Below are 11,185 nucleotides of genomic sequence, written 5' to 3' on the forward strand. Positions count from 1 at the left end.
CAACTGCGCCTGCGCACGAAAACGTCGGCTCGATCCGTTTTGCGTGAGCGGCGAGAAGTGATAATTAGCCCCGGTAGCACCGTCTCGAACTCAGGAACCTCAGGTGATCAAAGACGAAGCGCTCAGTTTGTCGCCCGGCGGGACGACACTCAAATCACTGCTGTCGCGAATGTTCGATCAGGCTCCGGGATTTATAGCGCTCATGCGCGAGCCAGGTCACGTTTTCGAACTGACCAATGCCGCCTACCAGCAATTGATCGGCAACAGGCAAGTGATCGGAAAGTCCGTGCAGGATGCCTTTCCCGAGCTCGAAGGATATGAGTTTTTCGACCATCTGGACCAAGTCTACACGACCGGCGAGCCCTATAGGGGCCACGGGGTGAAGGTTGGCCTTCGCAACACAGCCGACGGCCCGGTCGAAGAGCGCATCCTTGATTTTGTCTATCAGCCGATCAAGGCTGACGATGGCCGTATCACCGCGATCTTCATTGAAGGCACGGATGTCAGCGAACTCTCCTTTGCAAACGCCGCACTTCGGCTGCGCGAGGACCATTTGCGATCCATCCTGGCAACAGTGCCGGACGCAATGGTCGTCATTGACGAACAGGGCCGGATCCAGTCCTTCAGCACCGCTGCCGAAACGCTGTTCGGCTATCAGTCAAGCGACGTCATTGGTCAAAACGTGAGAATGCTGATGCCCTCGCCCTACCGCGACGAGCATGATGCCTATCTGCTTCGCTATCTGACGACGGGAGAGCACCGGATCATCGGACTCGGCCGCACCGTTACCGGCGCGCGCAAGGATGGCACGACATTCCCAATGGAGCTTTCCGTCGGCGAGATGCATCCGGGAACCGGACGTTTCTTTACCGGCTTCTGCCGCGACCTCACCGAACGCCACCGGGCAGAAGCAAGAATCCAGGAGCAGCAGCAGGAACTGCTGCACATGGCGCGGTTTACAGCACTCGGCGAAATGGCTTCGACGCTTGCTCATGAGATCAACCAGCCACTGACGGCGATCACGAACTACCTCAAAGGCAGTCGTCGACTGCTCGAGAAAAGCCAGGACGAGAATGCGCCTATGCTTCGGGATGCTGTCGAAAAGGCAGCTGAGCAGGCATTGCGAGCAGGCGACGTCATCCGTCATCTGAGGGATTTTGTGGCCAGGGGCGAAAGCGAGCGCCAGGTCGAACGACTGCCGGTTCTCATCGAGGAAGCCGCGTCCCTGGCCCTGGTCGGCGCGAGGGAGATAAATCTCCTTGTCAGCTACAAGCTTGACCCTGCCGCCGAACTGGTCTTGACCGATCGCATCCAGATTCAGCAGGTTCTGCTCAACCTGATGCGCAACGCGGTGGAGGCTATGCAGGACGCGACGCGACGCGAATTGAAAGTCACAACCGTTGCCCGGGATGATGGGATGGCCGAGGTAAGCGTAATCGATACAGGTCCGGGTCTCGCGCCGGAGGTCTCGGCCCAGCTCTTCCAGCCGTTCGTAACGACCAAGAAGCAAGGCATGGGTGTTGGCCTTTCCATTTGCCGTACCATCGTTGAATCGCACGGTGGCCATATATGGGCCGAGGTAACGCCGGCCGGCGGAACCGCTTTCCGGTTCACCTTGCGCATCGTAGAGAAGGAAGAGGTCACAAATGGCCGACAGTGATCTGGTGCACGTGGTCGACGACGATGTCGACGTCCGCAAGTCGCTCGGTTTTCTTCTGGCCACAGCGGACTTCGCCGTACGCCTGCACGAATCGGCCACGGCATTTCTTTCGACGGCAAAAGGCAACCTCGAGGGCTGCATTGTCACCGACGTACGCATGCCGGGCATAGACGGTATTGAGTTCCTGCGGCAACTCAGGGCGGGCGGGCATACAATTCCCGTCATTGTCATGACGGGCCATGCCGATGTGGCGCTTGCCGTTCAGGCAATGAAGGAAGGCGCTGCCGATTTCATCGAGAAGCCGTTCGACGACGAAATGCTGATCGAAGCGATTCGCTCCGCGCTGGCCAATCGGAACCAAGCAAACGCGGCGCATCCCCAGTCTGCGGATATCCGCACGCGTCTGTCGGCCTTGTCAGAGCGCGAGCGGCAGGTGCTGGATGGACTTGTTTCGGGTCTGCCTAACAAGACGATCGCCTACGATCTGGGCATCAGCCCGCGCACGGTCGAGATCCATCGCGCCAATGTCATGAGCAAAATGGGCGCAAGCAGCTTGTCACATCTTGTGCGCATGGCGCTGATCGTGGAATCCCGACCCTAGGAAGAGTTTTCAAGAGGGTTTGCGAATTCCGACCTGGGCCCGCTCCAAGTCCCAATCGCGCCAGTGGGTCGGCCGGATGTCGACACGGGCACCGCTGGCAGCATTCTTCCAACCCTCCGTCACCCTTCTGCAGGCAAACACAAGCGCGTGCTCGCCGTCTTCGTCGAAGACGGCGAGTTCGAGATCGCGACCAAACGGAGCGCTTAGGATTGGTTTCCACATCGCATCAAAATCTTCGCAAACGGTGCGTTGCGCATTGATCTGCATCATTTTCTGGAATCGCCGAACAGGCATGCGCGTTGCCGGGCGCCGAGCTGATCTGGCTAATAGCTGCTGCGGCAGACGCCATATCGTCATCGGTGCCAATCACATGCATGGCGCGGGCAGCCCAATTGATTGCCAACGCAGCGCTGATACCTGATCCGGCGCCCATCGCGACGCTGGACGCCGATTGATCGGGATCAAGGACCGTGCTGCGCAAGCGCATATCATCAGACGGTATAGGGAGAATTGGGATGCACTATATCAAGGCCGATGAAGCCCTGTGGGCCTCCAGCATGTTGCCGGAAGGCATCCTGGAGCGCTGGTTCATTACGAGCGGCGACACAATCAAGGCCGGCGAGCGAATAGCCGAAGTTAGCGTTGAAGACGCGCTGCACGAGATTGTAGCGCCGGCAGGTGGCCGCGCGACGATTGTCGCCACCGCGAATACCGTCATCGAACCAGGCTCGATTCTGGCAACGCTGGAGTCTTAGCCCGGTGAGGACGCCTCACCGGGTTGATTGCGCTCATTCCTCCCTTGTAGCCTCAAGGAGAGCATCAGGCTTGGTCGCCAGCTGCGTCCGCAGCTCCGATCACGGTTTCTGCAAGGTGTTGATGTAAGCGATTATTGCATCGATCTGGTCGGGGCTGGCGATCCACTCAGGCATGTCCGGATGGCCCGTCGAAATCCCCTCGGCGAGGGCTTCCTCGAGATCGGTGATCGGATAGCGCTTTGACAAGGTGCGAAACGCCGGGGCGTCGGGATGACTGCTCTTGTCGGTTTTTCCAATGGCGTGGCAGCGGGCGCAATTGACTTCCACCAACGCCTTCCCGTGATCCGTTAGGCTATCGGCACGGGCTGGGTGCACATATCCGAGCAGCATCAGTGCAAGGACGGAAGCCGGCAGACGACGATGCCCACAAAAGCTGTTCATGTCTGACGACCTCTGCATTGCCGATCTACGCGACTGTCTTCGCCGCTGCGTCCTCGATCGCGGTTCTGGCTTCCTCGCGGACCCGTTTGGCCGTTTCCGAAGCAAGCCTGGAGGTCAGTGCGGCGACCTTGCCGGCTTCGCTGACGTATTGCGATGTCGCATTCTGCAGAAAAGCAGAGAAGATGTCGAAAGCGTCATTGAACTCCGGACAGGTGATGAGATCGTCGGCCAGCTTGATGTCCTGTTCGCAACGATGCTTCAGAAATGCCAGCGTTTCGACGTTATAGCGCATCATCGCCTTGAAGGCGTGGACTTGAAGAGACGCGGCAGCAAGGAAGAACGTCTGGCCATTTCCCGCAATCGGCAACAATTGTGTGCCGAATGAGGATGGCTCGGGCTGAGTGTGCATTATCGACTACTCCATCCTGAGGCATGCGAACATAATCTCCACAGCGCAACGTTGACGCCATTCGTCGCCGTGTCCTTGATCAGGATCAACCCTCTGACCTTGCGGACTGTACGAGCGACCCGGCACCAACCGGTCTCGTTGCGGTTTGACCCGCATCAAGGTGCTTGCCTCTATTTGATGGCCAAGTCGCGTCAACCGCAGATGGAATGACGCGATGGCTTTCAAGACGATCATGGTTCAACTGGACGTGGACGCAATCGCAGCGCCACGCATCGCGATGGCGTGGGATCTTGCTCAACGGATCGAGGCCGACCTGATCGGCTTCTGCGCCGCCGAGCCGCATTTTGTCCTCCCAACCAGCACTGATGACCAGGCCGCGACCAAGGCGTTGTGGCGCCAGGTAGAGGAGATAGAAGGTCGCCTCGACTGCCTGAGGGAGGAATTCCTGAGCATCGTCAACGGCAGCAATCGTGCCTCGTGGCGCGGAGAGGTAGGCAATCCCACGCGCCAACTTGCACTCAATGCGCGTGCCGCCGACTTGATCCTCGCTGGCCCGCCGACGGCCGATCTGGTGGTCGACCGTCATCGTGTGCTTGATCCGGCAAGTCTCATCCTTGCGGCGGGCCGTCCGATACTCGTGGCATCGGAACCCCTTGCGCCGATAAGAGCCGAAAGCATCCTGATTGCGTGGAATGACACGCGGGAAGCGCGACGTGCCGTCGTCGACGCTATGCCTTTCCTGATCACCGCCAGGGATGTCGTGATCGCCACCGTGGACAATGGGAATACTGGACCCAGGGAAAATGCAGCGGATGTCGAACTCTTTCTGACGCGCCACGGTGTGAAGGCGCGATCCGAAATCTTGGATGCGTGCCGCTCCGAACCGGCGGAAATCCTCCTCCAGATCGGACAGGATATCGCGGCCGATCTCATCGTTCTCGGTGGCTACGGTCATAGCCGGGTACTGGAGAGGACCTTTGGCGGCGTGACGCGTTCTGTGCTGCGCAGCGGATCATTGCATCGGTTCATATCGAACTGAGGAGGTGACACCTCCAAATCGTGGTTTTGACATAAATCAAGGTCTTCCGCTTCCGCAAACGGTTACGTCTAACCTTGCCAAGTTCGGTGTAGCTGATGCCCGCAGCGCAACCGCGAGCAAATAAGGAAATTCGGACATGAATTACCAGCGGTTCTTCGAGGACGCGATCGACCAGCTCCATGCCGAGCGTCGCTATCGCGTCTTCGCCGACCTCGAGCGCATCGCGGGCAAGTTTCCGCGCGCCATCTGGCGTTCCAACGGCCGCGCCGAGGAAATCACCGTCTGGTGCTCCAACGACTATCTTGGCATGGGCCAGCACGCCGACGTCATCGCCGCGTTCCAGAGCGCGGCCGGCAAGATGGGCTCTGGCGCCGGCGGCACCCGCAACATTTCCGGCACGTCCAACCCGTTGGTCGAACTCGAGCATGAGCTGGCCGACCTGCACGGCAAGGAAGCCGCCCTGGTCTTCACCTCCGGTTTCGTCTCCAACGAAGCCTCGATCTCGACCATCGCACGGCTTTTGCCCAATTGCCTGATCATCTCGGACGAGTTGAACCATGCCTCGATGATCGAAGGCGTGCGGCGCTCGGGCGCCGAGAAGAAGATCTTCCGCCACAATGACGTCGCGCATCTGGAAAGCCTTTTGCAGGCGGCCGGGCGCGAACGCGCCAAGCTGATCGTCTTCGAAAGCGTCTATTCGATGGATGGCGACATCGCACCGATCAAGGAGATCGTCGAGTTGGCCGAGCGCTACAACGCCATGACCTATATCGACGAGGTCCATGCGGTGGGCATGTACGGGCCGCGCGGCGGCGGCATCACCGAGCGCGAGGGCCTCGCCGACCGCATCGACATCATCGAGGGCACGCTGGCCAAGGCGTTCGGCACGCTGGGCGGCTACATCACCGGCACCAGCGCCGTCATCGACGCGGTGCGCTCCTATGCGCCGGGCTTCATCTTCACCACCGCGCTGCCGCCGGCCATCGCCGCCGCGGCCACCACGTCGATCCGTCACCTGAAGCGCTCGCAGGCCGAACGCGACGCCCAGCAGCAGCAGGCGAGCCGAACCAAGCAGATCCTGTCCGCCGCCGGCCTGCCGGTGATGAAATCCTCCACCCATATCGTGCCGGTGCTGGTCGGCGATCCGGAGCTGTGCAAGATGGCCAGCGACCGCCTGCTCGGCGTGCACGGCCTCTATATCCAGCCGATCAACTACCCGACCGTGCCGCGCGGCACCGAGCGGCTGCGCATCACGCCGACGCCCTTCCATTCCGATGCGCTGATCGCCGAACTTCAGGACGCGCTGGTCGAGACCTGGGACGCGCTCGGCATCCCCTACGGTTCGGCGGGACGGCCGGCCGTCGCGAAAAGCGACCGGATCATTCCGCTGCTGGTGCAAAAATCCGGCGGCTGAAACCCGCCGCTTGCGCAAACGGTGTTCGTCCCCTTTGCCAGCTGGTGCGCGGCCCCCTCGAACTGGTCGAGGCGGCTGTAGAAAACAATCGGGGCGATGCACTTTTGAACGATTTGATCCTGCTCAATGCTCAAAGCCTTTCGATGCCTGAGAATGGAGTTCAAATCTTCGAGGAGCATCCGCCATGGGTCATATTTCCCACACGTCCTTTGCTGACTTCACGCACGCTGGCCAGCAGGCGCAACAATGGGTCAAGGAGCTCGCCAAGGACCTCTGCTGGAGCGAACCGAGCGCGTGCCGTCTCCTGAGATCCGTTCTACACACGGTGCGGGATTGGCTTTCGCCAGCAGAAATGGCCGATCTCTCGGCGCAACTGCCTGTTTTGGTCCGCGGCATCTATTTCGAAGGCTGGAACCCCGCGGTGCCTGCGCATGAGCGCACCAAGCGCGACTTTATTATCAGCGTCAGAAACAGTTTCGGCTACGATGAGGAGATCGATTTCGATGTCGCGATCAGTGCCGTTTTCAAGCTTCTCGACCGTCACATTTCGCATGGCGAGATCGTACAGGTCAGAAACTCGATGAAGAAGTCGCTGCGAAAACTGTGGCCGGTGGATTGACCGATGTTCCGCGACCGGGAAGAGGCTGGAGTCAAGCTTGGCCTGGAACTGAGCAGGCTTCAATTGCATCACCCGATCGTACTGGCATTACCGCGCGGCGGCGTGCCCGTCGCAGTGGAAGTGGCCAAAGCCCTCCACGCTCCTCTTGATCTGCTTATCATCCGCAAGGTGGGCGCCCCGGGCAATCCCGAGCTGGCTGTTGCCGCAATCGTCGATGGCGACCCTGGGGAGGTCGTGCTGAACCGTGAGATTGTCGAGACCTATGCACTCGACGAAAGCGAGCTACGTGTCTTGATTGCAAATGAGCGGCCAGAACTCGAACGCCGGCGCGCTGCCTATCGCTGGAAGACCAGACCGATCTCGATTGCGGGAAAGACCGCGATCATCGTCGATGACGGGGCCGCGACCGGTACGACCATGAAAATCGCGATCCGCGCCCTCAAGCGCCGGTCACCGAGGGAAATCGTCGTGGCAATTCCTGTTTCACCGCAAGAGACGGTCGTTGAACTGGAACAGGAAGCGGACCGTGTGGTTTGCCTTAGTCAGCCAGGACAGTTCCGGGCCTTGGGCCACCACTATCTGCGGTTCCCGCGGCTCTCTGACAACGACGTTGTCTTCGCTATGGACGAGGCTGCCCAACTGTACAAAACTGGCCAGCGGCACGTTTCCGGCCTAGCCGTAAAGAACAGGAGATCGCACTAATGCAGATCCGCACGCTTTCGGCTTTGGAATGTACCAAATTGCTGACGGCCAATCGTGTTGGCCATCTGGCATGCGCTAAGGATGGGCAGCCCTATGTCGTGCCCTTCCACTACGCCCATTCGGACGCTCATCTTTACGCGTTTTCCATGCCGGGCAAAAAGATCGAATGGATGCGGTCCAATCCGCTGGTGTCCGTCCAGGTGGACGAACATGGCCAGGGCCGAGGATGGAGAAGTGTCATTGTCGATGGCCGATATGAAGAGCTGCCCGACCGAATCGGCCACAAGCTTCAAAGGGACCATGCCTGGTCGGTGTTGAGCAAGCACACCGACTGGTGGGAGCCCGGCGCACTCAAGCCGGTCACTCCTCCCGCGGCCGACAATGCACCGCATGTTTTCTTCCGGATTCTGATCGAGCAGGTGTCCGGTCGAGAGGCGAGCGAGTAAGTCCGCAACCCTTCGCTACAGGAACGAGAGCGGGCCGGCGCAAACTGCGCCGGCCCGCTCTTCCCTGTGAATTGCTATCGCGCCATGAAGACCGGCAACGATTGACCTTCAAGCATCGACTTGGTGACCCCACCGAAAATCCGTTCGCGCAACCGGGAATGACCGTAGGCGCCCATGACCATCAGCTCAGCCGCAACGTCGCCGGCATGCTGGCGAAGCACATCGGCAACCGAATGGTTCGCGCTCGGCAGCCGGTCGACCGTAACCTTCACGCCATGCCGGGCAAGATAGGCCGCGGCATCTGCACCCGGCTCCTCGCCATGATGGAACTCATCTTCAATGGGATCGACGATGACAAGGCGCACATCTTCGGCGCCCTTCAGCATATCGAGGGACTGGCGGACGGCGCGCGATGACTCAAGGCGGGCGTCCCATGCAACGAGGACGCGTTTCGGCTTCAGCGTCGGCCGCGTGCCCTCGGGAACGAGCAGAATAGGCTTTCCCGACGAGAACAGCGTGCCCTCGATGACTTTATCCTTCAGCGTATGGCTTGCCAGCAAATCTGGCCCGAGAATGGTCAGATCGGCGTAGCGGGCACGCCTTCCGATGACGTCGTCCGCCCACCCCGTGTCGGGATAGTCGTCGCTCAGATCGGCCGATACGGCGCTCTGGGAGAGAAAGCCGGCGACATCCGAAATTCTCTTCTCGAGCCTTTTCAGCTCGGCCTGGCGTTCCTCCAGCCAGGCAGGCGAAACGACAGCGGCATACTCGCCGCCTGAGGGCGGCGCGGCAAGCTCGAGAACGAGCACGGAGAGATGGGCGCCGACCTGTTCGCACAGCGAGGCGGCTAGCTTTAGATCACCTTCACCCTGGTTCGGCCCGGTAACCGTAAGCAATGTCCTGAAAGTCACGGCGACAACTCCTGATTTCGATTGAAGGATCAGTCGTGGTTTCAGTCATTAGCGAGGCTGCCCGATGCGTTCATTGCGCTGAATCAAATACCGTGACCGCGGCGGCATTTGATCCGCATCAACGCACTAGCAAACCAGGGCTGTAGGTTTCAGTCGATCAATCGGGGAAACGCAGATGAAATTCCTGATCGCGGCGATTTTGGGGGGATTGGCCCTCAACGCAGCTGGCGCCCAGGAACTCGGCAACGGCAAGGCGGAATACATGAACTCATGCGCCGTCTGCCATGGCCTTGAAGGCAAGGGGGACGGCCCGTTGGGCGACGAGTTGTTGAAGCGGCCAAGCGACCTGACGCGCCTCTCCAGGCGCAATGGCGGCGAATTCCCTTATTGGCGCGTCTTTGCCGTCATCGGCGGCCGCGGCATGGTGCCGGCGCATGGCAATCGCGACATGCCGGTCTGGGGTCGGCAATTCCTTCCGGGTGACGTGAAGAAATATGGCCCGAATGCCGGGGAAATCGTCACCAGGGAACGGATCCATGATCTGGCCGGTTATGTCGAGACGTTGCAGCAATGAAAACAGAGGGCGCAAACAGTCTCCGCACGACACAGGCATCGATGAGGCCGGACATGGTCGTTGACGAGCAGCAATCCGCTACGGCGTTCCTGCTTGATCCCGCCTCCTATGGCATGGCCGGACAGGTCGAAGCGATCGAGACTCATATCTCGCGAATTTTCTTGATCGATGGACGTGCCTTTAAGATGAAACGGGCGGTCAAGCTGCCCTATGTCGATTTCTCGACGCCAGCACTAAGGCTGGCCGCTTGCGAAAAAGAGGTGGAACTCAACGCCAGGACCGCACCCGGCCTCTATCTGGGCGTGCGGCGCATTACCCGCGAAGTCGACGGCAAACTCGTTTTCGATGGCGCTGGCCAAATGGTCGATGCGGTGATCGAGATGGTCCGGTTTGATCAGTCGAGGCTCCTTGATCGGATGGCGACCGCGGGAGAACTGACGCCAGCGCTGATGACGGCGGTCGCACGCATGATCGTGGGACATCACCGTGCGGCGCCGAAGATCCACAACGGAACCGGCTCATTCAATTTGATGGGCGTGCTCGACATCAACGAGGCCGGCTTTGGCACCAGTCACGTTTTTACAAAACGAGAGATCGAGACGTTTGCCCGGGCTTTCCGCACCGCACTCGCGCGCCATTCCGGATTGCTGGATCGCCGGGAGGCCGCGGGCAAGATCCGCCAGTGTCATGGCGATCTGCACCTGCGCAACATCTGCCTTTTCGATGGCGAGCCTCGCCTCTTCGATTGCATCGAATTCAATGACCAGATCGCCAGCATCGATGTTCTGTACGACCTTGCCTTCTTGCTGATGGACCTTTGGCATCGCCGTTTCCCAGAGCTCGCCAATCTCGTGATGAACCGCTACCTCGACGAGGCCGATGACGAGGATGGCTTTGTCCTGCTGCCTTTCTTCATGGCGGTGCGGGCGGCTGTGCGCGCGCATGTCACCGCCACCCAGGTCGAGGAAGGCAGCGCCGATTCCGGCAAATTGACTGCCGAGGCCCGATCCTATTTCGAACTGGCCCGAACATTTCTGCAGCAAACGCCGCCCAGGCTCGTTGCCATCGGCGGTCTCAGTGGTTCAGGCAAGACGACCATTGCCGAGGCGCTCGCCGCCCATATCGGTGCGCCGCCCGGTGCGCGCATAGTCGAAAGCGACCGCATCCGCAAAGCGATGCACGGCGTGCCCGCCGAGGCCAGGCTGCCGGACAAGGCCTATCGTCCTGATGTGTCCGATCGCGTCTACAACGAAATGGCATGGCGCGCCGGCTTGATTCTCTCCGAGGGTGGCTCGGTTGTAGCTGATGCGGTTTTCGACAGACCGGCCGATCGTGAGCGGATCGAGAAGGCGGCGCGAGACCGGGGTATTCCATTCTTCGGTTTCTGGCTGGAGGCGGATCCACTCGTCCTTTGGCGACGGGTCAGCGAACGCAAGGGCGGTCCCTCGGATGCAACGGTCGATATCCTTTCGCGTCAATTGCAGCGAAAAGCCGGCCAGGCCAGCTGGCGCAGGACCGATTCCGATCGAAAGCCCGTCGACATTGCCGCGGAACTGAGGAGATGTTGGCAGCGCGATGCTTCCGAAACCCTGTGCACGGCCTCCTGACTGTTGC

At 60.2% G+C, this 11,185-nt stretch carries 15 protein-coding genes; 10 read left to right on the forward strand and 5 right to left on the reverse strand.

All coding sequences use genetic code 11. From position 1 onward, the window contains the following. Positions 1-103 precede the first annotated feature (103 nt). Positions 104-1,660, forward strand: coding sequence for a PAS domain S-box protein (locus EN850_RS29125; protein WP_127873518.1), 1,557 nt, complete (start codon positions 104-106; stop codon positions 1,658-1,660). Beyond that, positions 1,647-2,261 carry a response regulator FixJ gene (fixJ, locus tag EN850_RS29130; RefSeq protein ID WP_127275555.1) on the forward strand — a complete coding sequence of 205 codons (615 nt, stop codon included), beginning with the start codon at positions 1,647-1,649 and terminating at the stop codon, positions 2,259-2,261. Before EN850_RS29125 ends, fixJ begins: the two co-directional genes overlap by 14 nt. Positions 2,262-2,270: 9 nt before the next feature. Here the strand turns inward: fixJ and EN850_RS29135 are convergent, their stop codons facing one another. Next, a complete protein-coding gene (locus EN850_RS29135; protein WP_127873540.1) occupies positions 2,271-2,483 on the reverse strand; it encodes a hypothetical protein in 213 nt (70 codons plus the stop codon). Between the two features lie 4 nt (positions 2,484-2,487). Next, positions 2,488-2,742: a hypothetical protein gene (locus EN850_RS36525; RefSeq protein ID WP_189591242.1), complete on the reverse strand. Its 255-nt coding sequence runs from the start codon at positions 2,740-2,742 to the stop codon at positions 2,488-2,490. A gap of 34 nt (positions 2,743-2,776) precedes the next feature. Between EN850_RS36525 and EN850_RS29140 the strand changes: the two genes are divergently transcribed. Next, on the forward strand, positions 2,777-3,016 hold the full coding sequence (locus tag EN850_RS29140) for a lipoyl domain-containing protein (protein ID WP_135922207.1): 240 nt from the start codon (positions 2,777-2,779) through the stop codon (positions 3,014-3,016). Between the two features lie 99 nt (positions 3,017-3,115). Here the strand turns inward: EN850_RS29140 and EN850_RS29145 are convergent, their stop codons facing one another. Together EN850_RS29145 and EN850_RS29150 are read right to left on the reverse strand one after the other, a co-directional pair. After that, a complete protein-coding gene (locus tag EN850_RS29145; protein ID WP_127275552.1) occupies positions 3,116-3,406 on the reverse strand; it encodes a cytochrome c in 291 nt (96 codons plus the stop codon). A 76-nt stretch (positions 3,407-3,482) separates the two neighbouring features. Further along, the gene (locus EN850_RS29150; RefSeq protein WP_127873514.1) at positions 3,483-3,866 is read right to left on the reverse strand and encodes a phasin family protein; all 384 of its coding nucleotides are present in this window, start codon (positions 3,864-3,866) and stop codon (positions 3,483-3,485) included. Positions 3,867-4,080: 214 nt separating this feature from the next. Here EN850_RS29150 and EN850_RS29155 point away from each other — a divergent pair, with 214 nt between their 5' ends. The 5 genes from EN850_RS29155 to EN850_RS29175 all read left to right on the forward strand — a co-directional run bounded on the left by EN850_RS29155 (position 4,081) and on the right by EN850_RS29175 (position 8,086). Continuing rightward, complete coding sequence (locus EN850_RS29155; protein WP_127275550.1) at positions 4,081-4,905, forward strand: universal stress protein; 825 nt, start codon at positions 4,081-4,083, stop codon at positions 4,903-4,905. Positions 4,906-5,041: 136 nt separating this feature from the next. Then, positions 5,042-6,319: a 5-aminolevulinate synthase gene (gene hemA, locus EN850_RS29160; RefSeq protein ID WP_136092756.1), complete on the forward strand. Its 1,278-nt coding sequence runs from the start codon at positions 5,042-5,044 to the stop codon at positions 6,317-6,319. Positions 6,320-6,503: 184 nt separating this feature from the next. Continuing rightward, positions 6,504-6,938 carry a DUF2267 domain-containing protein gene (locus EN850_RS29165; protein ID WP_127280177.1) on the forward strand — a complete coding sequence of 145 codons (435 nt, stop codon included), beginning with the start codon at positions 6,504-6,506 and terminating at the stop codon, positions 6,936-6,938. A gap of 3 nt (positions 6,939-6,941) precedes the next feature. Then, on the forward strand, positions 6,942-7,640 hold the full coding sequence (locus EN850_RS29170) for a phosphoribosyltransferase (protein WP_135920296.1): 699 nt from the start codon (positions 6,942-6,944) through the stop codon (positions 7,638-7,640). Further along, a complete protein-coding gene (locus tag EN850_RS29175; protein ID WP_135861761.1) occupies positions 7,640-8,086 on the forward strand; it encodes a pyridoxamine 5'-phosphate oxidase family protein in 447 nt (148 codons plus the stop codon). Before EN850_RS29170 ends, EN850_RS29175 begins: the two co-directional genes overlap by 1 nt. Before the next feature lie 74 nt (positions 8,087-8,160). On the opposite strand, the gene EN850_RS29180 is transcribed toward EN850_RS29175, so the two are convergent. Then, complete coding sequence (locus EN850_RS29180) at positions 8,161-8,997, reverse strand: universal stress protein (RefSeq protein WP_135920298.1); 837 nt, start codon at positions 8,995-8,997, stop codon at positions 8,161-8,163. A 175-nt stretch (positions 8,998-9,172) separates the two neighbouring features. On the opposite strand from EN850_RS29180, the gene EN850_RS29185 reads away from it, so the two are divergent. Together EN850_RS29185 and EN850_RS29190 are read left to right on the forward strand one after the other, a co-directional pair. Next, positions 9,173-9,571: a c-type cytochrome gene (locus EN850_RS29185; protein WP_136092757.1), complete on the forward strand. Its 399-nt coding sequence runs from the start codon at positions 9,173-9,175 to the stop codon at positions 9,569-9,571. A 113-nt stretch (positions 9,572-9,684) separates the two neighbouring features. Beyond that, a complete protein-coding gene (locus EN850_RS29190) occupies positions 9,685-11,178 on the forward strand; it encodes a bifunctional aminoglycoside phosphotransferase/ATP-binding protein (protein ID WP_245525137.1) in 1,494 nt (497 codons plus the stop codon). Positions 11,179-11,185 lie beyond the last annotated feature (7 nt).

This window comes from Mesorhizobium sp. M8A.F.Ca.ET.207.01.1.1, assembly GCF_004794715.1.
Classification (GTDB): Bacteria; Pseudomonadota; Alphaproteobacteria; order Rhizobiales; family Rhizobiaceae; genus Mesorhizobium.